The organism is Nonomuraea rosea (assembly GCF_039539705.1).
Lineage (GTDB): Bacteria > Actinomycetota > Actinomycetes > Streptosporangiales > Streptosporangiaceae > Nonomuraea > Nonomuraea rosea.
The window spans coordinates 45294-69035 of the sequence record NZ_BAABDQ010000032.1; the positions used below are offsets into that span (position 1 = coordinate 45294).

The following is a 23742-nucleotide window of genomic DNA, read 5'->3' on the forward strand; positions in this document are numbered from 1 at the left end:
CTCGTCGCCTGCTTCAAGATCCCCGGGGTCAGCTGATCTGCATGACGACGGCTTTCGGCTCGGTGAAGAACTCGCGGCTGAACGTGCCGCCCTCGCGGCCGACGCCCGAGTCGCCGGCCCCGCCGAAGGGGGCGCGCAGGTCGCGGATGAAGAAGCAGTTCACCCAGACCGTTCCGGCGCGCAGGCGGGCGGAGACGCGGTGGGCGCGGGACAGGTTCTCGGTGAACAGCATGGCGTTGAGGCCGTAGCGGGTGCCGTTCATCAGGGCCACGACCTCGTCCTCGGTGTCGAACGGGGTGACCGTGACGACCGGGCCGAAGATCTCCTCGCGCTGGTGGCGGCCGGTGGCGGGCATGCCGGTGATGACCGTGGGGCGGACGAACCAGCCGTCGCCCAGACCGCCGGAATGGACGGTGCCGCCCTCGTCGGCGACGGACTCGACGTAGCCGCGGACTTTGCGGTGATGGGTCTCCGACGCCAGCGGGCCGAGCTCGGTGCTCTCCAGCTTGGGGTCGCCCAGGCGCATGGCCTCCGCCGCGGCGGTGAAGCGGGCCAGGAACTCCTCGAAGATCGGGCGCTGGACGTACAGGCGCGAACCGGCCAGGCAGACCTGGCCGGCGTTGGTGAAGATCGCCCTGATGGACCAGCTCACGGCGTTGCCGAGGTCGGCGTCGGCGAAGACGGCGTTGGCGCCCTTGCCGCCGAGCTCCAGGCTGACCGGCACCAGATGCCGGGCGGCGGCGGCCGAGATGACCCGGCCGGTCGCGGACTCGCCGGTGAAGGTGATGCGGTCGATGCCGGGGTGCTCGGTGAGCGCCTGGCCGGCGGAGTCCGGGCCGTACCCGTGGACGACGTTGAGCACGCCGGGCGGCAGGCCCGCCTCCAGCGCCAGCCGGGCGAGGATGGTGGCGGAGGCGGGGGTGTCTTCGGCGGGTTTGAGCACGACCGTGTTGCCCCAGGCCAGCGCGGGTGCGATCTTCCAAGTCTCCAGCATGAGCGGGAAGTTCCACGGCGCGACGGCGGCGGCCACGCCCACGGGGTCGTAGCGGGTGTAGGCGTGGTGGCCGGAGTCCATGGGCAGGGTCTCGGCGGGTGTCAGGCGGGCGTGGTCGGCGAAGAAGCGGAAGTTGTCGGCGGCGCGGGGCACGTCGTTGCCACGGCTCTGGGTGATCGGCTTGCCCATGTCGCGGGTGTCGGCCAGGCCGAGCAGGTCGGCGTTGGCGAGGATGAGGTCGGCCAGGCGGTGCAGCAGCCGCCCGCGTTCCGCGCGGCCCATGCGTGGCCAAGGGCCCTCGTCGAAGGCGCGCCGGGCCGCCGTCACGGCCAGGTCCACCTCGGCCGTGCCGCCGAGCGCGACCTCGGCCCACGGCTCGCGGGTGTAGGGATCGACGCTGGCGAACGTCTCGCCGCCGGCGGACTTCACTTCCGCGCCGTCGATCACGTGTCCGAAGAACTCCATGTCACCCTCCTCGGGAGTCTCGTTCGGCGAGCGTCTCGTCGCCTGCCGCCCAGTGCGTGCGCGGCACCTCGCGTACGATCACCCGGATGCTCTGGGCCGGCGAGCCGATCGACCGCTCGACGGCGGCGTGCACCTCGTGGATGAGCGCCCGGATCGCGGCCGGATCACGGCCTGCGGACAGCGTCACCTCGACCAGCGGCATGTCACACCCCCGCCGGGGAGCTGAGTTCACTCATGGTCTCGATCACTTTCCTGTGCTCCCGAGCGGGCGGCGGATCTGGGGCTGGGTGTGGACGCGGCGTGTCGGCCCCTGCCACATGTCGATGGAGCCGATCTCGGCGGGATCGAAGTAGCGGGGCCGCCAGGCGTCCTCGTCGGTGATGAGCCGCACGCCCCAGGAGTACTCGTACGTGATGCCCTCGGGGCCCTTGAAGTAGACGAAGACGGCCGTGGACTGCGGATGACGGCCGGGGCCCATCTCGATCTCGACGCCGTTCGCCTCCAGGAAGTGCCAGTTGCGCATCACGTCGTCGAGCGAGCCGACCTGGAAGTTGATGTGGCACAGGCCGGGCTGGCTGCCCTGGAAGACGGCCAGCTTGTGGTGGACCGGGTCGATGCGCATGAGGCAGGCCCAGTCGCCGATCCAGTCGGAGACGCGGGCGTTGAAGTGGCCGTTCCAGAAGCGATACGCCTCGCGCACGTCGGGTGCGTCCAGGCACAGGTGGCCGAACTCGGTGATGCCGGCCTCGCGTCCGTAGCGCACCGGCGCGGTCAGCGTGACCTGGTCGATCACCAGCTCGATGCGGTTGCCGAACGGGTCGTCGAAGGACAGGAAGTCCCGGACCCGGCGCGAGCGGGCGGCCGCCGCGTCGCCCCTGGCGACGGTGACACCGGCCTTCTCCAGCTCGGTCTCGGCGTCGGCCAGCGCGTCCTCGTCGCGCAGCGTGAAGCCGGAGCTGATCACCCCGGACTCGCCCTCGACCAGGGCCAGGCAGTGGTGGCGCGGGTCCGCGCGCAGGTAGGCGACGCCGTCCTCCTGGGCGGTCAGCTCCATGCCGACGACGTCCACGGCGAACCGCACGGCGGTGTCCAGGTCGGCGGCGCCCGAGCGGACGTAGGCGATGTCGGTTAACTCGATCATGAAAGCTCCCGGAGATAGGACCAGATGCGGCCGCACAGCTCGGACCGCACGGCCCGCCATGCTTCCTGCTCGGCGGGTGTGATGGGGACGGGGGTGCCGGCAGCGGCGCCGGTGGCGTTCATGCGGGCGGAGGCCTCCAGCACCCACATGAGGGCGACGGCCTCACCGACCGTCGCGCCGACGGTCACCGCGCCGTTGCCCCGCATGATCAGGGCGGGGGCGTCACCCAGGCGCTCGGCCAGCGCCCGCCCGCGCGCGCGGTCGCGCACCAGCACGGCGTCGCCGAGGACGGGAACCTCCGGCCCGAGGAACGCGCCCTGCCCGTGCAGCGGCACGATCGGCACCCCGGCCGAGGCCAGGGCCGTGGCGGTGGGCGGCTGCGCCCGGCAGATCGCGCCCACGCCGGGCCGGGCGCGGGCGATCTCCACGTGGATCCACGCCTCGCGCGGCGTGCCCGGCGGCAGGTCGGTCGCGTCCAGCGGGACCTCGGCGCACCGGGTGCCCGCGCGGAGCGTCCCCAGCGGCACCGGCGGCGTCATGAGCAGCAGGTCGCCCGCCGTCCGCACCGACACGTGCCCGAACGCGGTGACCAGCCCGGCCGCCGCCAGCGCTCGCCCCGCGTCCGCCAGCTCTGCGTTCACGCCGCAACCTCCCTTGCCGGTACGCCCGTAAGACAGGCAGGACGATACATGTATCTCCATACATGTTCTAGGGGAGCCGTGCGTCTCCCTATGCTGAACGCATGTCGCTTCAGCACGCACTGCTCGGCGTCCTGGAGGCGCGCCCGATGAACGGGTACGAGCTGACCCGCTTCTTCGAGGCGGCCCCGCGCTGGGTGTGGTCCGCGCCGCACAGCCAGATCTATCCGGCGCTCCGGCAGATGGAGCAGGCCGGGCTCATCGAGGGCCGGCAGGAGATCCGCGGCACCAAGCTGAGGCGGATGGTCTATTCGATCACCGAGCGCGGGCTCGGCGAGCTGCGCACCTGGCTGAGCGCCGACCACGCCGCGGCGCCGGCGAGGGACGCGTTCTTCCTGCAGGCGCTCTTCTTCGACATGATCGATCCGGATCAGGCGGCCGCGGTGCTGAAGACCCACATCGCCGAGCAGGAGCAGCTGATCGCCGAATGGCGCGCCCACCGGGAAGCGCTGCTCGCCAAGGACACCGACCTGCTCAAGGAGCGGCTGAAGAGCCGGCCGCCGGCCGAGCACGACCGGATCGCCAAGCTGAAGGCGCACGTCTTCGCCGGGCAGATCGCCGTCGCCCAGGCCCGCGCCGACTGGGCCCGCGAAGGCCTGCGGCTGCTCGCCGAAAGCACCTGACCGGCCGCGCGCCCTGTCTGTAGATTTTATTCTACAGATCTAATGCTCAACGCAACTGATACGTAGCGTTACTGTCACCCGTCGAGTCTGCGCAGTTCGTGGCGGTAGCGCTTGGCGTTCGTCAGGTATTCGGCCACGCCGTAGCCGATCCAGTCGCTGTGCGCGGTGCCGTCGATCGGCCTGAGGCAGGCGGGGACGCCGAGGGCCAGGTGGCCGCGCGGGACCTCCAGCCCTTCGGGGACGAGCGCCTGCGCGCCGACCACCGACTCCGTGCGGACGACGGCGCGGTTGAGCACCACCGAGCCGGAGCCGATGAGGCAGCGGTCCTCGACGGTGCAGCCTTCGAGGTGGGCGTTGTGGCCGACGACGCAGTCACCGCCGATCAGGGTGGGCCACCGCTCGGTGGTGTGGACGACCGTGCCGTCCTGGATGGAGGTGCGCTCGCCGACCTCGATGCGGCCGAAGTCGCCGCGCAGGACGGCGGCCGGCCAGACCGAGGACTCGGCGCCGATGACGACGCTGCCGATGACGACCGCGTCCGGATGGACGTAGGCGTCCGGGTGGATCGCCGGCACCTGGTCACCGAGGGCGTAGACGGGCATGGCTCACCTTTCCCGGGACAGGCCCGCGTACACCTTCATGGCGTTCCCGGCGAGCACGGCTCCGGCGACGTCGTCCGGCAGCAGCTCGGCGACGGCGCGGGCGTTGGCGGCGGTGCCGGGGACACCGGGCCAGTCGGTGCCGAAGATCCATTTCCGGGCCAGGCGGGCCAGGTCGAAGCGGGCGTAGTACTCGGGCAGCCGCTTGGGCGGCAGGCCGGACAGCTCCAGCCAGACGGTGTCGCTGGACAGGGCGAGGAAGGCGGCGGCGTCGTACCACCAGCCGCGCCCGCCGTGGGCGAGCACCACGTTCAGGCCGGGGAAGTCGCGCACGACCGGGATGAGGTAGACCGGGTCGGCGTTCTCGTTGGCCGAGCCGGGGAAGGAGCTCGTGCCGCAGTGCACGACGAGCGGGACGCCGCGCTCCTCCAGCACGTGGTAGGCCGGGTAGAGGGCGCGGTCGTCGCAGCGGAAGCCGCCGTGCACGGGGTGCAGCTTGAGCGCCGCCGCGCCCGCGTCGAGCTGGCGGCGCACCTCGGCGGCGAGGGGGAAGTGCAGGTGCGGGTTGACGTTGGCGACCGGCCGGAACCTGGCCGGGTTGTGCTCGACGATCGGCAGCAGGTCCTCGAACGCCTGCGTGCCGGTCGCCTTCGGGCTGTACTCGCAGAACAGCAGCGCGACGTCCACGCCCTGGGCGGCGAACAGCGCGTCCAGCCGGTCCGGGCGGGGCCGGCCCGCGGCGTCCCAGACGTCCTCCAGCACGCCGTCCTGGCCGAAGTCGCGGGCCCAGCGCAGCCAGGCGGGCTTGAGCGTGCCGAGCAGCGGCACGTGGACGTGCGCGTCGATGAGGGGCATGTCGTCGAGCATGTCCCTCACCTGCCCGCGACCATGGGGTGGCCGAACACGATCATGCGGGCAGCCCTTCGCCCGAGAGGTCCGCGACGATCGCGCGTACCTTGAAGCGCTGGATCTTGCCGGTCGCGGTCTTGGGCAGCTGGTCGAGGAAGATCACCTGGCGGGGGCGCTTGAAGGCGGCCAGACCGTCGCGGCACCACTGGACGAGCTCCTCGGCGGTGACGCCGCCCTGGACGACGACGCACGCGACCGGCTTGTCGAGCCCGTGCTCGTCGGCCAGGCCCACCACGGCGGCCTCCTCGACCTGCGGATGCTCCAGCAGGCGGCTCTCGACCTCCACCGGCGAGACCCAGATGCCGCCCGCCTTGAGCAGGTCGTTGCTCCGGCCCAGGCAGGTGTAGTAGCCGTCGGGGGAGCGGACGTAGGTGTCGCCGGTGTTGAGCCACTCGCCGGCGAACACCGCGCGGCTGGCGTCGGTCCGCCGCCAGTAGCCCAGGGCGATGGACGCTCCCCGTACGTGCAGGGATCCGGGCTGCCCGTCGGGCACGCAGGCTCCCGCCACGTCGCGCAGCTCGATGTCGTAGCCGGGGACCGGCCGGCCCGTGGTGCCGGGGCGCACCTCGCCGGGCTTGTTGGACAGGAAGATGTGCAGCGCCTCGGTGGAGCCGATGCCGTCGATGACCTCGACGCCGAAGCGCTGGGTGAACCGCTCCTGGAGCGGCGCGGGCAGGGCCTCTCCCGCCGAGGCGCCCAGCCGTACCGAGGCGAAGGAGTCCTCGGGCAGGCCGGCGGCGAGCAGGGCGGCGTAGAAGGTGGGGACGCCGAAGAACAACGTCGGCCGGTCGGCGGCCAGGCGCGCGGCGGTCACGGCGGGGGTGGGACGGCGCGGCTCCAGCACCGTCGCCGCGCCCGCCGACAGGGGGAAGAACATCGAGTTGCCGATGCCGTAGGCGAAGAAGAGCTTGGCGATGGAGAAGCAGACGTCGCCGGGCCGGATGCCGAGCACCTGGTCGCCGTAGGTCTCGCACACGTGCCGGATGTTGGCGTGGCGGTGCATGGCGCCCTTGGGGACGCCGGTGGTGCCCGAGGTGTAGAGCCACAGCGCCCAGGAGTCCTCCGCCGTGGCGGCGGGCTCGCGCAGCGCGTACGGCGCCCGCTCGCCCTGCGTGAGGAGGTCCTGCCAGGTCAGCGAGGTGATGCCGGCGGGGGCGGGCAGCGGCGCGGGACCGTCGGACACCAGGTGCCGCACCTCGGGCGCCATGGTGAGCGCCTCCTGGAGCTGAAGGCCGTATTCGGGGCTCGCCACCACCGCGCAGGCGCCGGAGTCGGCGATGATCGTGCCGAGCTCCTTCGCGCTCAGCATGGTGGAGACCGGCACGGCGACGAACCCGGCGCAGAAGGCCGCGAGGATGCCGCTGAACATGGGCACGTCGTCGTTGGTGACGAACAGCACCCGGTCGTCACGCCGCAGGCCCAGCCCGCGCAGGCCCGCGGTGAGCACGCCGACGAGCTCCGACAGCGCGGCGTAGGTGAGGGTCGTCCCCGCGCGTACCGCGACCCGGTCGCCGCGGCCTTCGCGCACGTGGCGATGGGCGAGCCAGACCCCGGCGTTGAACTCTGGACCGCTCATGCTCACACCCGCTCACGGTCGTAGTCGCCCTTGCGGCCGGTGCCGTAGCGGCGCAGCGCGCCGTCGGGGCCGGAGGCGTTCGGCCGGATGAAGATCCAGTTCTGCCAGGCGGTGAGCCGGCCGAAGATCTTGGTCTCCAGGGTCTCCGGGCCGACGAAGCGGTGGTTGGCCTCCATGCCGGTCAGCGCGTCCGGCGACAGCGAGGCGCGTTCCTCCAGGACGATGCGCAGCTCCTCCTCGAAGTCGATGTCGTCCAGGGCCATGGTGACCAGGCCGGCCTCCGTCGCGGCGGCCGCGTCCAGCGGCTCGCCGAACCTGGCGCGGACGGCGGCCAGGTCCTCGTCCTTGCCCCAGAAGCGGGAGGCCAGCCGGGACAGGCCGTTGCCCATCGGGTAGTCGCCGTCGTTGGACGGGCTGACGACGACTGCGGCGGGGACGGCGTCGTCGTCGCGGTCCTCGTAGACGCCCTCCAGCATGTACTGCCGGTCGGCGGCCAGGGCCAGCTCGGCCAGTAGCCCGGCGAAGGCGGTGCCCGGCTCGATGACGGCGATGATGCTGCGGCTGGTGACGTCGAGCCGTTTGAGCGTGCGCTTGTAGTAGTGGCGCACCTCGTTGGCGAACCAGTCGTCCATCGTGTGGAGCTGGGTGTCGTAGGCCAGCACCCGCTCGGGGTCGCCCACGGCGCGCACGACCCAGATGCCGAGGCCGAGCTCGTTGGTACGCAGGTGGAGGATCAGGTCGTCCAGCGCCCGCGTCATGGCGAGGGGCCAGTAGCCGGCTCCCTGGCCGGCGGGGCTGCCGGGCGGGGCGTCGTGCGGGCCGGACACTGTGATCTCGACCCGGTGGTTCGCCCGGTCGAGCCGGGCGGACACGTACGGGTAGACGATGGTGTCGCCGTCGTCCTTGCGGTCGAGCGGCGTCAGGGGCACGCCCGCCGCGTCGGAGGGCCGCCGGGAGGTCCGCGCCGCCTGCTCCGCTCGCCTGGCGACCTCCCCGGCCAGGGCGTTGCGCGGGACGGACGCGTCCACGAGCCCCCACTCGACCGCCGTGCCGCCGCGGAAGCCCTCGGACTTGGTGGCGAACAGGTCGGCCCGGTCCTTGCGCACATGCCGCTTGTCCACGACGCGGGTCAGGCCGCCGGTGCCCGGCAGCACGCCGAGCAGCGGCACCTCGGGCAGGGAGACGGCCGAGGAGCCGTCGTCGACCAGGACGATCTGGTCGCAGGCCAGCGCCAGCTCGTAGCCGCCGCCGGCGGCGGTGCCGTTGAGCGCGGCGATCCAGGTCTGGCCGGAGTGCTCGGTGGCGTCCTCGATGCCGCCCCTGGTCTCGTTGGTGAACTTGCAGAAGTTCACCTTCCAGGCGTGCGAGGACTGGGCGAGCATGCGGATGTTGGCGCCGGCGCAGAACATCCGGTCCAGGCCGCCGGTCATCACGACCGCCTTGACCTGCGGGTGCTCGAAGCGGAGCCGCTGGACGAGGTCGTACAGCTCGATGTCGACGCCGAGGTCGTAGGAGTTCATCTTGAGCTCGTAGCCGGGGACGAGGCCGCCGTGCTCGTCCACGCGCAGCGTGACGGTGGCCACCGCGCCGTCCACCTCCAGCGTCCAGTGGCGGTAGCGGTCCGGTGCGGTCGCGAAGCGGACTATCGGCGGGGTTTCGTCGGTGGCAGTCAATGCGTGCTCCGTTGAACGAGAGAGTTCTGTCTCAATATTCGACGAATCTGAGAAGAGACGTCAATAGTTCGTAGTATTTAATGCGGTAGCTGCGACTTCAGGGAAGGGGGCGCCCCGATGGTTTTCGTGAAGGCGTTCCCGGCCTGGCAGAATGCGCGTCATCAGAGCGTCGAAGAACGGGAGGGCGACGTGGCCCCGGGCCCAGACATCGAGCCGGCGGCACGCCAGCGTGAGAAGACCTCGGCCAGCGCCCGCTCGATGCTGCTGACGGTGCTGGGCGAGTTCGTGCTCCCGCGCGGGGGCGAGGCCTGGACGGGCAGCCTGATCGACGCGCTGGGCGCGCTCGGCGTGGAGGAGAAGTCCGCCCGCCAGGCGCTGTCCCGCTCCGCCGCCGAGGGGCTGCTGGAGTCCGTACGCCATGGCCGCAAGGTGCGCTGGAACCTGACCGAGGCCGGTGACCGGCTGCTGCGCGAGGGGACCGAGCGCATCTACGGCTTCATGCGCGGCCCCCACACCTGGGACGGGCGCTGGCTCGTCCTCACGGCCGGCGTGCCGGAGAGCCAGCGGCGGCTGCGTCACCGCCTGCGCACCAAGCTCACCTGGCTCGGGCTCGGCTCGCCCGCGCCCGCGCTCTGGGTCATCCCCGACGCCTCGAAGGAGGCCGCCGTCCGCGAGGTCATCCGCGAGCTCGACCTCACCGACCGGGCCTACGCCTGGACCGGTCCTTCGGCGGAGATCGGTGACACCGCCAAGCTGATCAACGCCGCATGGGATCTCGACGACGTCGAGAAACGCTACGTCGGCTTCATCGACGGCTTCGACGGCCGGGCGGCGGGCTCGGACCGGGAGGCGTTCGTCCACCAGGTCCTGATGATCCAGGAGTGGCGGCACTTCCCGTTCCTCGATCCCGACCTGCCGGCCGAGCTGCTCGACCACGACTGGCCGGGCCCCCGGGCGGCGTCCGTCTTCCATGACCTGCACAGCCGGTGGCATCGGCGCGCCCAGGCCGAGTGGGACAGGATGGAGGAGGAGGCCGCCACACGGCACTAGAGGAGCCCTTCGTCGGCCAGGTGCACATAGTCGAACTCGACCGGCTGGTCGTTGATGCCGGTCTTCGGCGGGGCGATCCAGCCGGCGAACTTGCCGTACTCGTACTCGGGGATCATCAGGGAGGCGACCTGCGCGCGGTCCTCGGGGGTGGGCAGCCATCCGGTGGCGCGGGCCTGCCAGGCGGCCTCGTCCACGACCTCGCCCTGCGGGGTGACGTGGTGGCCGGCGTACACGCCGACCCTGCGGTTGAAGCCCTCGTGCGGCAGGTACAGCCGCTCGTCCACGCCGGCCTCCTCCAGCGCCCGGTTCCAGCGGCGTACGCCGTTGGCGCAGTCGGCCGCGTACTCGTCGCGCAGGTCGAGGTTGAGCGCGCTGAGCATCGGGACCGTCTTGGACGTGATGCGGCCGTCCTCGATGTGGTTCAGCTCGCGGGTGCCCGCCAGCAGCACGTGGTCGTCCTTGCGCCGCGTCTCCATCCAGCGGCCCTTCAGCCCTGAGGTGAAGTAGTTGCCGGCGTTCGTGGACTGCTCGGAGCCGAACAGGTCCATCGACACGGCGTACTGGAAGTTCAGGTACTTCTGCACGATGTCCAGGGGGATGCCGCCGTGCGGCAGGACGTCGGCGGTGCCGTGCCGCCGCATCAGCTCGGCGGTGCGCTGCACCACCCGGTCGACGCCGGTGGTGCCCACGAACATGTGGTGGGCCTCCTCCTTGAGCATGAACTCGCAGGTGCGCGCCAGCGGGTCGAAGGCCGACTCCTTCAGGGTGCCGAGCTGGTACTTGCCGTCCCGGTCGGTGAAGTAGGTGAACATGAAGAACTGCAGCCAGTCGGTGGTCTGCTCGTTGAAGGCCCCGAGGATGCGCGGCGCGTCGAGGTCGCCGGAGTTGCGCTTGAGCAGTTGCTCGGCCTCCTCGCGGCCCTCCCTGCCGAAGTAGGCGTGCAGCAGGTACACCATCGCCCACAGATGGCGGCCTTCCTCCACGTTGACCTGGAAGAGGTTGCGCAGGTCGTAGATGCTCGGCGCGGTGTCGCCGAGGACGCGCTGCTGCTCGACCGAGGCGGGCTCGGTGTCGCCCTGCACGACGATGAGCCGCATGAGGTCGGCCCGGTGCTCGCCGGGCACCTCCTGCCAGGCGGGCTCGCCCTTGTGCTTGCCGAAGCCGACCTTGCGGTCGGGGTCGCGCTCGGCCAGGAAGATGCCCCAGCGGTACTCGTCCATGGGGACGTGGGCGAAGTGCGCCCACCCGTCGCGGCCCACGGCGATCGCGGTGCGCAGGTAGACGTCCTTGGTCGGCAGGGCCGGGCCGAGCTGCTTCCACCAGTCCAGGAACTTGGGCTGCCAGCCTTCGAGGGCGCGCTGCAGCCGGCGGTCGCCGGCCAGGTCGACGTTGTTGGGGATGCGCTCGCTGTAGTCCACCCGGCTGAGCGGGCCGCTGGGGGAGGGGGCGGCACCGGTACGGGGGTCGGTGGTCATGGCTGCTCCTCGCTGCTGATCGTGTCGAGCGTTTCCTGGCCGCCCTGCGGGGCGGTGCGTCGCCTGTGGGCGTGGACCGCTCTCCTCATTCTCCAACTTGCCACATCCAAATGAAGATGCGAAAGGGATATGTAGCAGATCTCTGCAGAACTCCGGGCTCGCTGTTGACCTTGAAGGTCTCGATTGATTACACGCTATTGACGTCACAACATGCGTATGTAGATTCTGAGCCACCATGTTGGCGCGGGGCGCCGATGCTCATCCCCCATGGAGTAGCCATGATCGTTCCCTCCGCTGATCTCCGCGCACTACGCAGGAGCACCCCCGCCGCCGCCCTCATGGCGGCGGTTCTGGTGCTGTCGGGTTGCGCGGGTTCGAGCCTCGACCAGTCCGGCGGCACCCAGCCCAGCGCCACAGTGAAGATCGGTTTACTGGTGCCGTTGTCGGGCGTCTACGCGCCGCTCGGCGAGGACATGGGCAACGGCTTCAAGCTCTACCTCGACCAGCATGGCGGCAAGCTCGGCGGGCGCACGGCCGAGGTGGTCAGCGCCGACGAGGGCGAGGGCCCGCAGACGGGCGTGCCGGCCGCGCAGAAACTGGTGACCCAGGACCAGGCCGCCGTGGTGGTCGGCGTCGTCAACTCCGCGACCGCGCTGGGCCTGCGGGACTTCTTCCACGAGTCCAAGAAGCCGCTGCTGGTGGCCAACGCCGGCGCGAACGACATCACCGGCGCCCGCAAGTCCGAGTACGTGTGGCGCACCAGCTTCGCCAACGGCAAGGTCTCGGCGGCGCTCGGTTCCGCCGTGGCCAAGGAGGCCAAGGGCGGCGTCTACCTCATCGCCGCCGACTACGCCGCGGGCCGGGAGATGGTCGCGGGGTTCCGCAAGACGTTCGAGGCGGCGGGCGGCAAGGTCGCGGGGGAGAAGTACACCCCCTTCGGCAAGACCCAGGACTTCCAGCCCTTCCTGTCGGCGATCCGCGGCTCCGGCGCCAAGGCCGTCTACAGCTTCTACGCCGGCGCCGAGGCCGTGAGCTTCGTCAAGCAGTACCAGCAGTTCGGGCTGGCCGGCGGCACGCCTCTCTACGGCACCGGGTTCCTCACCGAGGGCGGCGTGCTGGACGCGCAGGGAGAGGCCGCGGTGGGCGTGAAGACGTCGCTCCACTACTCCACCGAGCTGGACACCCCGCGCAACAAGGAGTTCGTGGCCGCCTATCGCAAGGCGTACGACGAGGCGCCGACGGTGTACGCGGTGCAGGCGTACGACGCCGCGGCGGTGCTGGACAAGGCGATCGCCGGAGCCCCGGGCGGCGGCGGCGCGGAGCTGGTCAAGGCGCTGGGCGGGGTCGGCCCCGTCGACAGCCCCCGCGGCCAATGGAGCTTCGACGCCGATCACGACGCCCAGCAGAAGTACTACCTGCGCGAGGTCCGCTCCAGCGGCGGCACGGTCGTCAACGCCGTCCTCAGCGAGCTGAGCTGATGGCCGTCTACCTCGTGAGCGTGCTCAACGGCCTGGCCATGGGCTCGTTGCTGTTCGCCATCGCGCTGGGGCTGTCGCTGGTCTTCGGCATGATGGACGTGCTCAACCTCGCCCACGGAGCGGTCTACCTGGTCGGCGCCTACATCGCGGTGGCGCTCGGCGCCGACGGCGCGAGCCCGGCGGCCTTCGTCCTGGCGGTGCTGCTGGCCGCCGGGGCGGGAGCCCTGCTCGGCGGCCTGCTCGCGGGCCTGACCAGGGCCACGCCGCGCCACCTCGACCAGGCCCTGCTCACCCTCGGCGTCTCACTCGTCGTCGCCGAGACGCTGTCGGCGCTCTTCGGCAACGACGTGCACTCCATCGCCGCGCCCGCGCCGGTGGCCGGAAGCGTCACCGTCTTCGGCGAGACCTATCCGGTCTACCGGCTGCTGGTGATCGGCTTCGGGCTGGTGCTGGCCGCGGGCGTGTACGCGCTGGTCGAGCGGAGCCGGCTCGGTTCGCTGATCCGCGCCACCGTCGCCGATCGCGGCATGGTCGCGGCGCTGGGCGTCAACACCGGCAGAGTGCTCCTCGGCGTCTTCGCCGCGGGGGCCGGGCTCGCGGCCGTCGGCGGCGTGCTGGCCGGCCCCATCCTGGGCGCGCAGCCGGGCCTGGACGAGAAGGTGCTGCTGCTGGCGCTGGTCGTGGTGGTGATCGGCGGGCTGGGATCGGTCCGGGGCGCGCTGCTCGGCGCGGTGCTGATCGGGCAGGTCCAGGCGCTGGGCACCGCGCTGCTGCCGGAGTACGCGTCCTTCCTGATCTTCGGGGCGATGGGTCTGGTGCTCCTGCTCCGCCCGGCCGGCCTGCTGCCGGCGCGCGCGGCGGTACCCGCGTGAAGGCCGCGTACCGGACCATGACGTCAGACGCCGACCAGACGGGGACAGCGGAGGCCGGGCGGCCGGCCGCGCGCAAGGCGCTCGTGATCGTGCCGGTGCTGGTGCTGCTCACGGCCGCGCCGCTGGTGCTGGGCGCGTACCCGGTGTCGACCATGACGCGCATGCTCGCCTTCGCCGTCCTGGTGCTCAGCGTGGACCTGCTGACCGGCGTCACGGGGCTGCCCACGCTGGGGCAGGCGGCCTACTTCGGCGCCGGCGCCTACACCGCCGCGCTGGTCGGCATCCACCTCACCTCCGACGCGTTCGCGCAGGTGGTGGCGGGCCTGGCCGCGGGCCTGGTCACCGCCGCGCTCACCGGCTGGGTGACGGTACGCGCCAGAGGCATCGTCTTCCTCATGCTCACGCTCGCCATCGGCGAGTCGGTGCACCAGGTGGCCGAGACCTGGCCGGTCGTGGGCGCGAGCAACGGCCTGGCGGGCATGCCGCCGATCAGCCTGTTCGGCGGCCCGCCGCTGACCGCCGCCGGGTTCGTCTACTGGTGGGTGCTGGCGGTCGCGGTCATCGTGTTCGCCGGGGTCGCCCTGGTCGTGCGCTCCCCGTACGGGCGGACGCTGCGCGGCGTCCGTGACAACGAGCCGCGGCTGCGGGCGCTCGGCTACCGCCCGGCCCTGGCCAGGTACGGCGTGTTCTGCCTGGCCGGAGCGGTGGCGGGGACGGGCGGGGCACTGTGGGCGGCGCACGCCCGGTTCGTCTCGCCGGGCGACCTGGGGTTCGAGGTCGCGGCGCTGGCCCTGCTCAGCGTGGTCATCGGCGGGGCGGGCAGCCTGTGGGGCCCCTGTCTGGGCGCGGCCCTGGTGCTGCTCGTCCGGGACAACCTGTCCGCGTCCATCGGCGGGCACGGCCCGCTCGTGCTGGGCCTGGTCTTCGTGGCGGTCGTCTTCCTGCTGCCGCGTGGTATCGCGGGCCTGCGCGCCGGGATCCGCCGCAAGAAGGAGAAACTCTCGTGACGCCCCTGCTGGAGCTGCGCGGCCTCACGCACGCCTACGGCTCGCTGCGGGCGGTCGACGAGGTGGACCTGACGGTGCTGCCCGGCGAGCGGCACGCCCTCATCGGGCCGAACGGGGCCGGCAAGTCGACGCTGTTCGCCACCGTGGCCGGGACGCTGCGGGCCACCGCGGGAAGCGTGCTGTTCGACGGCCAGGACATCACCGCGCTGCCGGAGTCCGGGCGGGCCCGGCGTGGCCTGCTGCGCACGTACCAGCACGCCAGCCTGTTCCTGAACTGCTCGGTGCTGGACAACGTCGCCCTCGCCGTCCAGCGCGTCGATCGGGTGGCGCATCGCTTCGACCGGGCCGCGCGCCGCTTCGCCCGTACCGAGGCCAGGGCCCGCGAACACCTGGAAGCGGTCGGGCTGGCCGGGCGCGCGGCCGACCTCGCCACCGCGCTCTCGCACGGCGAGCGCAGGCAGCTGGAGGTGGCGATGGTGCTGGCCGCGCAGCCGGCGCTGGTGATGTTCGACGAGCCCACCGCCGGCATGTCCGCCGCCGAGACCGAACGCTTCGCCGGCCTCGTCGAACAACTGCCGGACAGCCTGACCCTGCTCATCGTCGAACACGACCTGGACGTGGTGTTCCGCCTGGCCGACCGGGTCACCGTCCTGCATCTCGGGAAGGTCCTGGCCTCCGGGCCGCCTGAGCAGATCAGGGCCGACGACGCGGTGCGGAGCGCCTACCTCGGCGCCGCCAGGACCGACGACCTCTTCACCGGAGACTCCCGATGACGGACGTGCTCACCGTACGCGACCTGCGCGCCGGCTACGACGGCGGCACCGTGCTCGACGGCGTCGACCTGACCGTGCCCGAAGGCGGCGTCGTGGCGCTGCTCGGCCGCAACGGCGCCGGCAAGACCACGCTCGTCCACACCGTCATGGGCCTGCTCAAGCCCTACTCGGGCAGCATCAGGGTAGGCGACCGCGACCTGGCCGGCGCCGCCCCGCACACCGTCGCCCGCAGCGGCGTGGCCATCGTGCCGCAGGGCCGCCGCGTGTTCGCTCCCCTCACCGTGGAGGAGAACCTGCGTCTCGCCGCGGGCCGGGACCGCGCCGGCCGGGCCTGGACGGTGCGGCGCGTCTACGAGCTGATGCCCCGGCTCGCCGAACGCCGCGGCCACCGCGGCGACCAGCTGTCCGGCGGCGAACAGCAGATGCTCGCCATCGGCCGGGCCCTGCTGCGCAATCCCCGCCTGCTCCTGCTGGACGAGCCGTCCGACGGTCTCGCGCCCGCCGTCGTGGACGACGTCGCCGTCCTGCTCGAAGGGCTGCGCGGGGAGGGCATCGCGGCCCTGCTCGTGGAGCAGGACCTCCACCTGGCCTTCCGGCTGGCCGGCGAGGTGGCGGTCATGCGGAAGGGACAGATCGTGCACCGCGCTCCGACCTCCGAGTTCCGCGCCGACCGCGCGCGGGCCCACGCGCTCCTCGGCGTCGGCTGACCCGGCTCGGGGCGTTGGGATAGCGTGCGGCGATGAGCTTCCGGCTGGCGGCGTACGCCGTGTGCATCGAGGACGGACGGGTGCTGCTCGCCCTTTACGCAGGACGGAAGGGCGAGCCGCAGTGGACTCTTCCCGGCGGGAAGGTCGAGCACGGGGAGGATCCGTTCGACGCGGTCATCAGGGAGGTCGCCGAGGAGACCGGCTGCGACGGGGTGGTCGAACGCCTGCTGGGCGTGGATTCGCGGCTGATCCCCGCGGCCGACCGCCTGCCCGGGCCGGCCGAGCACCAGAACGTCGGCATCTTCTACCAGGTCCGCATCACCGGCGGCGTCCTCCGGCCCGAGCCGAACGGCCAGACCGCCGAATCGGCCTGGACCCCGATCGCCGACGTCGCGGGCCTCCGCCGATCATCGCTGGTCGATGTCGGCCTCGATCTGGCGCGGACCCTTCCGGCGACCGGCCACGTGAACGGGGTCCCGGTCGGCGGCTTGATCCAGCACTGAGCGGCTTCGTCAGGGGCGGCGAGCGGACAGGCTCGCGCCGCACTCTTGACTGCGCTGGTCAGATCGACTAGACCACAGGGAGCCCCAGCGATCATCACGCAGCGGAGGACCTGATGTCCGGCAGAGCGTTGGTACGACTCGCGGCCCGCGCCGCGTTATCCGCAGTCACGGCCGGCTCACTGATCGCGATCGGTGCGATGCCGGCCGCGTCGTCCGCGTCGGTGGGCGGATCGGCGGGCGGATCGGCGGGCGGATCGGTGGGCGCGGACAAGCCGCCGCGAACGACCAAGGGGCCGTGCCAGTACACCGAGACCCCCGACGATCCGGCCGTGCGGAAGGTGCCGCTGCCGCCGGACCCGCGCCGCACCCCCTCGCGTCCGGTCTCCGCGGTGCTCAAGACCAACCACGGCGACATCGGGCTCACCCTCGACCCGGCCAAGGCGCCGTGCACGGTGCAGAGCTTCGTGCACCTGATCCGGCACCGGTTCTACGACGCCACGTCGTGCCACCGGCTCACCGCGTACGACCGGCTGAAGGTGCTGCAGTGCGGCGACCCGAGTTTCACCGGCGAGGGCGGGCCTGGCTACCGGTACAAGGACGAGCTGCCCGCTGATCTGCCGCCGTGGCCGGGCGATCCGACCGGGGTGCGTAAGACGTACCAGCGCGGGGTGCTGGCCATGGCCAACGCCGGCCCCGACACCAACGGCAGCCAGTTCTTCCTCGTCTACGGTGATTCCGGGCTGGCGCCCAACTACACGATCTTCGGCACGGTGGACGCCGCGGGGCTCGCCGCGCTCGACCGCATCGCCGCCGGCGGCATCCAGCCGGTTCCGGACGGTCCCACTCCTCCGGTGGACGGCAAGCCCGTCCTCCCGGCCGACATCCGGGACGCCGAGGTGTGCCGCAGGTAGGCCAGTGCAGGGAGGCCTGGCCGGCGCGGGAACGACGGCGCCGGCCGGGCGGCGCGGTGCGCCGAGGCCCGTGGCTAGCGTTCGCTTCGTAGCAGGCGTACCGCTTCGAGGGCCAGGGACAGGTCCACGATGTCACGCGGCCGCGCGAGCGAGCGTCCGGTGAGCTGCTCGATCCTGCGCACCCGGTTGATGATCGTGTTGCGGTGGCAGAAGAGCCGTCCCGCGGCCCTGGCGGCGGAGCCGTCGCAGGCGAGCCACGTCTCCAGCGTCGTCAGCAGGGTGTCCCGGTCGGCGGGGTCGAGCGCGAGCAGCCGCCCGAGCGCGCCGTCCACGAGGTGGCCGGTGACGTCCGGCTGGCTGATCATCAGCACGGCCGGGACCCGCTCGTCCAGCCGGGCGATCTCCGGCCCGCCGTCCATGCAGGTCCGCATGGCCAGGGAGGCGAGGTCGTGGGCGGTCCGCAGCTGGTCCAGGCCGTCCACGACCGGGCTCACGCCCGCCACGCCGCTGACGATGAGGCTGAGCTGCTGGCACAGCTCGTCCAGCGTGGCCCCGCCGAGCGCGACCACGGCGACCTCGTGTCCCGGGCGCATCCGCCACAGCAGCCGCATGGCACCCAGGGTCGCGGGCAGCCGCACGTCGTCGTGGTGGCGCAGGCGGGGGAAGCGCACGGTGACGACGGCGTAGCGGCCCCGTTCCGGCAGGTCGAGCGCCGCGGCGGCGGCCCGGACGATCCCGGTGTCGGCGGTGCCGTCGAGCAGCGCGTCGAGGAGGGCGTTGACCCGCTCCTGGCTGCGGCCGAGGATCTCCTGCTCGCGCCTGCTGTAGATGTCGCAGGCCACCATGGACTGCCGGTCGATCGCGTGCCACACGTGGCTGGCCGCGCGCACCAGGACGGCCAGCCGTTCCGGGCGCTCCCGCTCCATGTGGTCCACGATCGCCGACCAGGTGACCTGGCCGGCCAGGCGGTACATGCGTAACAGGGAATCCAGCGGCACCCCCTGCTCGCCCCGTCGCTGCGCCATGGCCGCGGTGAAGGCCAGGTCGCGCCGCTCCGAGGGCTTCTGCAGGATCGCGGTCAGGCCCAGGCGCACGCCTTCGAGGGTGCTCTTCCAGTGCTCGTCATAGGGCACGCAGGAGCAGTACACCATGTCGCCGCCACGCGTCCGGCTGACCAGTTCGTCCGTGAGCTCGGTCAGGCGTTCGAGCAGGGCACTGGCCGCGGTGCGCAGCGTCTGGCGGACGTCCTCGTCCACGACGGTAGGGGGACGCATCCCACGAGGCTGCCATCTTCGCTCGCTCTAGAACAAGGCTCTGTAGCGTTTTGTGATCTGTCGTTGTGCGGCTGCACAACAAGCCCCCGGCCGGGATGGGCAGCACGCCTGACTTCACCGCGGCATCTGGACGACAGTGCACGTCAGCGGTTTGGGTGAGCCGACATGGGGTCATGTGAGGACATCGAATGGCGGAGCTGACTGTCGGCGATCTCGTGGTGGACTACGGTCCCGTCCGGGCTCTGGACGGGGTCTCCATGCGCGTTCCGTCCGGCGCGGTCGTGGCCGTGCTCGGCGCGAACGGCGCGGGGAAGACGACACTGCTGCGCGCGGTGTCGGGAACGCTCCGATTCCAGCGTGGCCGGGTGGTCCGGGGCGAGATCGGCCTCGACGGCACGCGCGTCGACGGGATGCCCGCCGCGGCCGTGGTGCGGCGGGGCGTCACGCACGTGCCCGAGGGCCGCCGCGTGTTCGCCCGCATGACGGTGGAGGAGAACCTGCGCGCGGGCGGCCTCGGCACTCCCCGCAGGGCCGCGAGCCGGGCCAGGGGACGGGTGCGCGAGCTGTTCCCGGTCCTGGCCGAGCGCGCCCACCAGCGCGCGGGGCTGCTGTCGGGCGGCGAGCAGCAGATGCTGGCCATCGGCAGGGCGCTGATGGCCGAGCCGTCGGTCCTGCTGCTCGACGAGCCGACGCTCGGCCTGGCGCCGCAGATGGCGGCCAAAATTGCCGCGACGATCAGGGCGATCAACGAGGCGGGCACCTCGGTGCTGCTCGTCGAGCAGAACGTCGCCGCGGCGCTGTCGCTGGCGTCGTACGCGTACGTGCTGGAAGTCGGCTCCGTCGCGCTGGAGGGACCCGCGGCCACGCTCGCGGACAGCGACGAGGTCAGGCGCCGTTACCTGGGCGTCGGCGAGGAGTCGCCGGCGCCGGTGGCCAGGGCCGGATTGTCGAGGTGGTCGGCATGAGCACGACATACCAACTGGACGGTATGCCGGTACTCGAAGTCCGGGACGTGACGGTCCGGTTCGCGGGCCTGACGGCGCTCGACGGCGTCAGCTTCACGGTCGGGCCCGGCACCGTGCACGCGATCATCGGGCCCAACGGAGCCGGCAAGTCCACCTGCTTCAACGTGCTGTCCGGGGTCTACAAAGCCACCTCGGGCAGCGTCCGGTTCGGCCAGGACGAGCTCACCGCCCTGCGTCCGCACGAGGTGGCGGCGCTCGGCGTCGCGCGCACCTTCCAGAACATCGCGCTGTCGCCCCGCCTCCCGGTACGCGACAACCTGCTGCTGAGCCGCCACCGGCTCACCCGCGCCGGCTTCGTGTCGGCCGGGCTCGGCCTGCCCCGAGCCCGGCGCGAGGAGCGCGCCCACGCCGCCAGGGTGGCCGAGATCGCCGAGTTCGTGGGGATCGCCGGACTGCTGGCCACGCCGGTCGGCCTGCTCCCGTACGGCGTGCAGAAACGGGTGGAGCTGGCCAGGGCGCTGGCCATGGAGCCCCGGCTGCTCCTGCTGGACGAGCCGGTCGCCGGGATGAACAGCGGCGAGCGGGTGGAGCTGGCCGAGCTGATCCTGTCGGTCAAGGAAAGCCTGGGGATCTCCATCCTCCTGGTCGAGCACGACATGGGGATGGTCATGCGGCTGGCCGACCGGGTCACCGTCCTGGACTTCGGCCGCCGCATCGCCGACGGCTCGCCCGCCGAGGTGCAGAACGACCCCAAGGTCATCGGCGCGTACCTGGGCACAGAGGAGGTCGTGTGATCACGTTCTTGGAGCTTCTCGTCAACGGGATCTCCATCGGGGCCGTCTACGCGCTGATCGCGCTCGGCTTCGTCGTCATCTTCAAGGCGACGGAGGTGGTCAACTTCGCGCACGCCTCGCTGCTGCTGGCCGGCGGCTACGTGGTGGCACGGCTGCACGCCTACGTCGGTTTCTGGCTCGCCCTGCTGATCGGCATCGCCGCAGCGGCGCTCATCGGCGCGCTGGTGGAGTTCCTGGTGATCCGCCGGTCCAAGGCGGGCTCGCACAGCGTGCTGGCCATCGTGACCATCGGCGTGGACATCGTGCTGACCACCGAGCTCACCCGGCGGATCGGCACCGAGGTGCTGGCCATGGGCGACCCGTGGGAGTCGCGGGTGCTGCACATCGGGGGGATCACGATCGCCGAGACCAGGATCGTCGCGCTGGTCGCCGCCGGCGCGCTGATCGCGGCCTTCCTGCTGGCGTTCAAGTTCACCGGCTGGGGAGTGGCGATGCGGGCCACCGCCGAGGACCCCGAGACCGCCGCCCTCATGGGGGTGCGGCTGGGGCGCATCTCGCTCAGCGCCTGGGCGGTGGCCGGCGCCCTGGCGGCGGTGGCCGCGCTGTTCCTGTGCGTCTTCCCCACGCCGGGCCTGGATCGCAGCTCCTCGCTGGCGGCGCTCAAGGCCTTTCCCGCCGCCATCCTCGGCGGCCTCGACTCCACCACCGGCGCCCTGGTCGGCGGCCTCATCGTGGGCGTCACCGAGGCGCTCATGACCGGCTACCAGAACGACCTGTCCTTCCTGGGCAGAGGGATCGGCGACGTCGCGCCGTTCCTGATCATGATCGTCGTCCTGCTGCTGCGGCCCGCGGGCCTGTTCGGCACCAAGGAGCTGGCCCGTGTCTGAGCTCTCCTTGCCGAAGATCATCGGCCTGCTCGCCGTCCTGCTCGCCTTCGTGGCCGTCCCCTTCTACCTGGAGGGCTTCTGGCTGCAGGCCGGCCTGTTCGCCATGTCGGCCGCGATCGGCGCGATCGGCATCAACCTGCTGACCGGAGCCACCGGGCAGCTGTCGATGGGACACGCGTTCTTCCTGGCCGTGGGCGCCTACGCCTACGTCTACTTCGCCGCCGAGCCCACCCGCACGCTGGACGGCCTGGGCCTGCCCGCGCCGCTGGCCGCCGTGCTCGCCGTCGCGGTCGCCGGGGTGGCCGGCGGGCTGTTCAGCCCGATCGCCGGCCGGCTCAAGGGCGCCTACCTGGGCATCGCCACCCTGGCGCTGATCTTCGGCGGGCAGCACCTGCTGTTCAACGCCGAGCCGGTGACGGGCGGGTTCAACGGCAGGGCCGTGCCCGCCATGGAGATCTTCGGCTTCGCCTTCGCCGACACACCGGAACTGGTCATCGCGAACGTGCCGTTCGGGGCGCTGGAGCGGCTGTGGTTCCTGGGCGGGCTGGTGCTGCTCGCGGCGGCGCTCTTCGCCCGGGGGGTGCTGCGCGGTCGTCCGGGGCGGGCCATGAACACCATCCGCGACCACGAGATCGCGGCCGGGGTGATGGGCGTGCCCGTCACCCGCTACCGGGCCGGGGTGTTCGTGCTGTCGTCCATGTACGGCGGGCTCGCGGGCGTGCTGCTCGCCCTGGTCTTCCAGCGGACCGTGCCCGACTACTTCGGCATCCTGCTCTCCCTCGACTACCTCGCGATGATCGTGATCGGCGGGCTCGGGTCGGTGGGCGGCGCGGTCATCGGCGCCGTCTTCGTCTCGCTGCTGCCGCAGCTGCTCACCCGCTACAGCGACGCCATCCCGCTGGTGGCCGCGCCGGGCTCGGCCGGGGTCTCCCCTTCCGAGGCCGCCCGCCTCCTGTACGGCGCGGTCGTGGTCACCGTCGTCCTCTTCCTCCCGGGCGGCCTGCTCGGGCTGCTCCGTTCGCTCCGCCTGAGGCTCACCCGCCTCCGGTTCTCCTTATCACCCGCACCGTCCCCCGACACCAGGAGCTCACATGTCCCGTAACCGCACGGCCGCCCTGGCCGCGCTCGTGGCGCTGGGGCTGGCCGCCAGCGCCTGTGCCAGCGACAAGGCCACCGGCGGCGCGTCCGCGCCCGCCACCGCCGCCGGTGACGGCGTCAAGACCGGCCCAGGCGTGAGCGCCGGCACGATCGGCCTCAGCCTCCTCACCGACCTGACCGGCCCCTACGCCTCGCTCGGCAAGAGTCTCACCCAGGCGCAGCAGCTCTACTTCGAGCAGGTCAACCAGGCCGGCGGGATCTGCGGGCGCAAGATCGAGACCATCGTGCGCGACCACGGCTACGACGCGCAGAAGGCGATGGCCGCCTACGCCGAGGTCGCGCCGAAGACGGCCGCGATCCCGCAGTTCATCGGCTCGCCGATGGTGACCGCGCTGAAGGACAAGATCACCGCGGACAAGATCCTCACTCTTCCCATGGCGTGGGCGACCGGCCTGCTCGGCAGCGAGGCCATCCAGGTCACCGGCACCACGTACGACGTGGACATGGTCAACGGCGTCGACTTCCTGACGAAGGAGAAGGGCATCAAGGCCGGTGACAAGATCGGTCACCTGTACTTCGAGGGAGACTACGGCGAGAGCGCCCTCGCCGGGTCCAAGTACGCCTCCGGCAAGCTCGGGCTCTCCCTCGTCGAGCAGAAGATCAAGGCGACGGACCAGGACATGACCGCCCAGGTGGCGGCGTTCAAGAAGGCGGGGGTCAAGGCCGTGCTGGTCTCGGTCGGCCCGCGCCAGGCCGCCTCGCTGGTGGGCGTCGCCCTGGCGGGCGGGATGGACGTGCCCTTCGTGGGCAGCAACTCCGCCTACAGCCCGCAACTGCTGCAGACCCCGGCGGCGCCCGCGCTGCTGAAGGACTTCTACTACGTGACCGCTGGCGCCCCGATCAGCGCGCCGCTGCCCGCGTACCAGAAGCTCATCACCGACTACCAGGCCAAGTACAGCGGCCAGCCCCTCGACAGCGGCGTGGCGGCCGGATGGACCGCGGCCATCATCGTCGGCGACGCGCTGCGCAAGGCGTGTGAGGCCAAGGACCTCAGCCGGGAGGGCATCATCGCGGCCCACCGGGCGCAGAAGGCCTGGGAGGCCGGGCTGGGCGGGACCCCCATGGACTTCAGCGTCTACGACCAGCCCGCCTCGCGTTCCTCCTACATCGTCAAGCCGGACAAGAAGGCCGTCGGCGGCGCGACGATCTTCAAGGAAGCGGCCGTGTCCGACCTGGCCAAGGAGTACTCCGTGCCACCGGCCGGCTGATC

The 23742-nt window shown here is 71.9% G+C and carries 24 protein-coding genes; 14 read left to right on the top strand and 10 right to left on the bottom strand.

The genetic code is table 11. The features are described from left to right. Nucleotides 1-28: 28 nt before the first annotated feature. Genes ABEA43_RS47460 through ABEA43_RS47475 form a run of 4 tightly spaced genes read right to left on the bottom strand, consistent with a single transcriptional unit; the run spans nucleotide 29 to nucleotide 3241 of the window. Nucleotides 29-1459, bottom strand: coding sequence for an aldehyde dehydrogenase (locus ABEA43_RS47460; protein WP_345572680.1), 1431 nt, complete (start codon nucleotides 1457-1459; stop codon nucleotides 29-31). Nucleotide 1460: 1 nt separating this feature from the next. Then, nucleotides 1461-1661, bottom strand: a complete 201-nt coding sequence (locus ABEA43_RS47465) for a tautomerase family protein (RefSeq protein WP_345572681.1) — start codon at nucleotides 1659-1661, stop codon at nucleotides 1461-1463. Between the two features lie 42 nt (nucleotides 1662-1703). After that, nucleotides 1704-2600 carry a VOC family protein gene (locus ABEA43_RS47470; RefSeq protein ID WP_345572682.1) on the bottom strand — a complete coding sequence of 299 codons (897 nt, stop codon included), beginning with the start codon at nucleotides 2598-2600 and terminating at the stop codon, nucleotides 1704-1706. After that, nucleotides 2597-3241, bottom strand: a complete 645-nt coding sequence (locus tag ABEA43_RS47475) for a class II aldolase/adducin family protein (RefSeq protein ID WP_345572683.1) — start codon at nucleotides 3239-3241, stop codon at nucleotides 2597-2599. The genes ABEA43_RS47470 and ABEA43_RS47475 overlap by 4 nt, the downstream gene beginning before the upstream one ends. Before the next feature lie 101 nt (nucleotides 3242-3342). Here ABEA43_RS47475 and ABEA43_RS47480 point away from each other — a divergent pair, with 101 nt between their 5' ends. Further along, nucleotides 3343-3921, top strand: coding sequence for a PadR family transcriptional regulator (locus ABEA43_RS47480; protein ID WP_345572684.1), 579 nt, complete (start codon nucleotides 3343-3345; stop codon nucleotides 3919-3921). 74 nt (nucleotides 3922-3995) lie between these two features. On the opposite strand, the gene ABEA43_RS47485 is transcribed toward ABEA43_RS47480, so the two are convergent. Genes ABEA43_RS47485 through boxC form a run of 4 tightly spaced genes read right to left on the bottom strand, consistent with a single transcriptional unit; the run spans nucleotide 3996 to nucleotide 8678 of the window. Continuing rightward, complete coding sequence (locus ABEA43_RS47485) at nucleotides 3996-4523, bottom strand: gamma carbonic anhydrase family protein (RefSeq protein ID WP_345572685.1); 528 nt, start codon at nucleotides 4521-4523, stop codon at nucleotides 3996-3998. 3 nt (nucleotides 4524-4526) lie between these two features. Continuing rightward, complete coding sequence (locus tag ABEA43_RS47490; RefSeq protein WP_345572686.1) at nucleotides 4527-5387, bottom strand: amidohydrolase family protein; 861 nt, start codon at nucleotides 5385-5387, stop codon at nucleotides 4527-4529. A gap of 40 nt (nucleotides 5388-5427) precedes the next feature. Next, nucleotides 5428-7005, bottom strand: coding sequence for a benzoate-CoA ligase family protein (locus tag ABEA43_RS47495; protein ID WP_345572687.1), 1578 nt, complete (start codon nucleotides 7003-7005; stop codon nucleotides 5428-5430). 2 nt (nucleotides 7006-7007) lie between these two features. Beyond that, on the bottom strand, nucleotides 7008-8678 hold the full coding sequence (gene boxC / locus ABEA43_RS47500; RefSeq protein ID WP_345572688.1) for a 2,3-epoxybenzoyl-CoA dihydrolase: 1671 nt from the start codon (nucleotides 8676-8678) through the stop codon (nucleotides 7008-7010). 117 nt (nucleotides 8679-8795) lie between these two features. Between boxC and ABEA43_RS47505 the strand changes: the two genes are divergently transcribed. Then, nucleotides 8796-9728 carry a PaaX family transcriptional regulator gene (locus ABEA43_RS47505; RefSeq protein ID WP_345572689.1) on the top strand — a complete coding sequence of 311 codons (933 nt, stop codon included), beginning with the start codon at nucleotides 8796-8798 and terminating at the stop codon, nucleotides 9726-9728. On the opposite strand, the gene boxB is transcribed toward ABEA43_RS47505, so the two are convergent. Continuing rightward, nucleotides 9725-11203 carry a benzoyl-CoA 2,3-epoxidase subunit BoxB gene (gene boxB / locus ABEA43_RS47510; RefSeq protein ID WP_345572690.1) on the bottom strand — a complete coding sequence of 493 codons (1479 nt, stop codon included), beginning with the start codon at nucleotides 11201-11203 and terminating at the stop codon, nucleotides 9725-9727. The two genes, ABEA43_RS47505 and boxB, sit on opposite strands and share 4 nt — an antisense overlap. Before the next feature lie 278 nt (nucleotides 11204-11481). On the opposite strand from boxB, the gene ABEA43_RS47515 reads away from it, so the two are divergent. From ABEA43_RS47515 to ABEA43_RS47545, 7 genes are all read left to right on the top strand, one after another. Then, nucleotides 11482-12681 (top strand): ABC transporter substrate-binding protein, encoded by a 1200-nt coding sequence (locus ABEA43_RS47515; RefSeq protein WP_345572691.1) that lies wholly within the window; start codon nucleotides 11482-11484, stop codon nucleotides 12679-12681. Further along, entirely contained in the window at nucleotides 12681-13553 is an 873-nt protein-coding gene (locus ABEA43_RS47520; RefSeq protein ID WP_345572692.1) for a branched-chain amino acid ABC transporter permease, read from the top strand. Before ABEA43_RS47515 ends, ABEA43_RS47520 begins: the two co-directional genes overlap by 1 nt. A gap of 17 nt (nucleotides 13554-13570) precedes the next feature. Then, entirely contained in the window at nucleotides 13571-14560 is a 990-nt protein-coding gene (locus tag ABEA43_RS47525) for a branched-chain amino acid ABC transporter permease (RefSeq protein WP_345572693.1), read from the top strand. After that, on the top strand, nucleotides 14557-15333 hold the full coding sequence (locus ABEA43_RS47530; RefSeq protein WP_345572694.1) for an ABC transporter ATP-binding protein: 777 nt from the start codon (nucleotides 14557-14559) through the stop codon (nucleotides 15331-15333). The genes ABEA43_RS47525 and ABEA43_RS47530 overlap by 4 nt, the downstream gene beginning before the upstream one ends. Continuing rightward, nucleotides 15330-16040: an ABC transporter ATP-binding protein gene (locus ABEA43_RS47535; protein WP_345572695.1), complete on the top strand. Its 711-nt coding sequence runs from the start codon at nucleotides 15330-15332 to the stop codon at nucleotides 16038-16040. Before ABEA43_RS47530 ends, ABEA43_RS47535 begins: the two co-directional genes overlap by 4 nt. A gap of 32 nt (nucleotides 16041-16072) precedes the next feature. After that, nucleotides 16073-16543: an NUDIX hydrolase gene (locus tag ABEA43_RS47540; RefSeq protein WP_345572696.1), complete on the top strand. Its 471-nt coding sequence runs from the start codon at nucleotides 16073-16075 to the stop codon at nucleotides 16541-16543. A 113-nt stretch (nucleotides 16544-16656) separates the two neighbouring features. Next, a complete protein-coding gene (locus tag ABEA43_RS47545; protein ID WP_345572697.1) occupies nucleotides 16657-17454 on the top strand; it encodes a peptidylprolyl isomerase in 798 nt (265 codons plus the stop codon). A 74-nt stretch (nucleotides 17455-17528) separates the two neighbouring features. Here ABEA43_RS47545 and ABEA43_RS47550 read toward each other — a convergent pair whose 3' ends face one another. Next, a complete protein-coding gene (locus ABEA43_RS47550; protein ID WP_345572698.1) occupies nucleotides 17529-18728 on the bottom strand; it encodes a PucR family transcriptional regulator in 1200 nt (399 codons plus the stop codon). Between the two features lie 188 nt (nucleotides 18729-18916). Here ABEA43_RS47550 and ABEA43_RS47555 point away from each other — a divergent pair, with 188 nt between their 5' ends. Genes ABEA43_RS47555 through ABEA43_RS47575 form a run of 5 tightly spaced genes read left to right on the top strand, consistent with a single transcriptional unit; the run spans nucleotide 18917 to nucleotide 23740 of the window. Next, nucleotides 18917-19693 carry an ABC transporter ATP-binding protein gene (locus ABEA43_RS47555; protein WP_345572699.1) on the top strand — a complete coding sequence of 259 codons (777 nt, stop codon included), beginning with the start codon at nucleotides 18917-18919 and terminating at the stop codon, nucleotides 19691-19693. Next, nucleotides 19690-20487 (top strand): ABC transporter ATP-binding protein, encoded by a 798-nt coding sequence (locus ABEA43_RS47560; RefSeq protein WP_345572700.1) that lies wholly within the window; start codon nucleotides 19690-19692, stop codon nucleotides 20485-20487. The genes ABEA43_RS47555 and ABEA43_RS47560 overlap by 4 nt, the downstream gene beginning before the upstream one ends. Further along, a complete protein-coding gene (locus ABEA43_RS47565; protein WP_345572701.1) occupies nucleotides 20484-21374 on the top strand; it encodes a branched-chain amino acid ABC transporter permease in 891 nt (296 codons plus the stop codon). Before ABEA43_RS47560 ends, ABEA43_RS47565 begins: the two co-directional genes overlap by 4 nt. Beyond that, nucleotides 21367-22476 carry a branched-chain amino acid ABC transporter permease gene (locus ABEA43_RS47570; RefSeq protein WP_345572702.1) on the top strand — a complete coding sequence of 370 codons (1110 nt, stop codon included), beginning with the start codon at nucleotides 21367-21369 and terminating at the stop codon, nucleotides 22474-22476. The genes ABEA43_RS47565 and ABEA43_RS47570 overlap by 8 nt, the downstream gene beginning before the upstream one ends. After that, the gene (locus tag ABEA43_RS47575) at nucleotides 22466-23740 is read left to right on the top strand and encodes an ABC transporter substrate-binding protein (protein ID WP_345572703.1); all 1275 of its coding nucleotides are present in this window, start codon (nucleotides 22466-22468) and stop codon (nucleotides 23738-23740) included. Before ABEA43_RS47570 ends, ABEA43_RS47575 begins: the two co-directional genes overlap by 11 nt. The last annotated feature ends 2 nt before the right edge of the window (nucleotides 23741-23742 follow it).

Bases quoted from the DNA above. Each gene is read 5' to 3' on its own strand.
- ABEA43_RS47560 (WP_345572700.1), top strand. From the start codon at position 19,690: ATGAGCACGACATACCAACTGGACGGTATGCCGGTACTCGAAGTCCGG.
- ABEA43_RS47555 (WP_345572699.1), top strand. From the start codon at position 18,917: ATGGCGGAGCTGACTGTCGGCGATCTCGTGGTGGACTACGGTCCCGTC.
- ABEA43_RS47535 (WP_345572695.1), top strand. From the start codon at position 15,330: ATGACGGACGTGCTCACCGTACGCGACCTGCGCGCCGGCTACGACGGC.
- ABEA43_RS47545 (WP_345572697.1), top strand. From the start codon at position 16,657: ATGTCCGGCAGAGCGTTGGTACGACTCGCGGCCCGCGCCGCGTTATCC.
- ABEA43_RS47515 (WP_345572691.1), top strand. From the start codon at position 11,482: ATGATCGTTCCCTCCGCTGATCTCCGCGCACTACGCAGGAGCACCCCC.
- ABEA43_RS47465 (WP_345572681.1), bottom strand. From the start codon at position 1,661: ATGCCGCTGGTCGAGGTGACGCTGTCCGCAGGCCGTGATCCGGCCGCG.
- ABEA43_RS47520 (WP_345572692.1), top strand. From the start codon at position 12,681: ATGGCCGTCTACCTCGTGAGCGTGCTCAACGGCCTGGCCATGGGCTCG.
- ABEA43_RS47460 (WP_345572680.1), bottom strand. From the start codon at position 1,459: ATGGAGTTCTTCGGACACGTGATCGACGGCGCGGAAGTGAAGTCCGCC.
- ABEA43_RS47505 (WP_345572689.1), top strand. From the start codon at position 8,796: ATGGTTTTCGTGAAGGCGTTCCCGGCCTGGCAGAATGCGCGTCATCAG.
- ABEA43_RS47575 (WP_345572703.1), top strand. From the start codon at position 22,466: ATGTCCCGTAACCGCACGGCCGCCCTGGCCGCGCTCGTGGCGCTGGGG.
- boxB (WP_345572690.1), bottom strand. From the start codon at position 11,203: ATGACCACCGACCCCCGTACCGGTGCCGCCCCCTCCCCCAGCGGCCCG.
- ABEA43_RS47550 (WP_345572698.1), bottom strand. From the start codon at position 18,728: ATGCGTCCCCCTACCGTCGTGGACGAGGACGTCCGCCAGACGCTGCGC.
- ABEA43_RS47470 (WP_345572682.1), bottom strand. From the start codon at position 2,600: ATGATCGAGTTAACCGACATCGCCTACGTCCGCTCGGGCGCCGCCGAC.
- ABEA43_RS47480 (WP_345572684.1), top strand. From the start codon at position 3,343: ATGTCGCTTCAGCACGCACTGCTCGGCGTCCTGGAGGCGCGCCCGATG.
- ABEA43_RS47525 (WP_345572693.1), top strand. From the start codon at position 13,571: ATGACGTCAGACGCCGACCAGACGGGGACAGCGGAGGCCGGGCGGCCG.
- ABEA43_RS47495 (WP_345572687.1), bottom strand. From the start codon at position 7,005: ATGAGCGGTCCAGAGTTCAACGCCGGGGTCTGGCTCGCCCATCGCCAC.
- ABEA43_RS47485 (WP_345572685.1), bottom strand. From the start codon at position 4,523: ATGCCCGTCTACGCCCTCGGTGACCAGGTGCCGGCGATCCACCCGGAC.
- ABEA43_RS47540 (WP_345572696.1), top strand. From the start codon at position 16,073: ATGAGCTTCCGGCTGGCGGCGTACGCCGTGTGCATCGAGGACGGACGG.
- ABEA43_RS47490 (WP_345572686.1), bottom strand. From the start codon at position 5,387: ATGCTCGACGACATGCCCCTCATCGACGCGCACGTCCACGTGCCGCTG.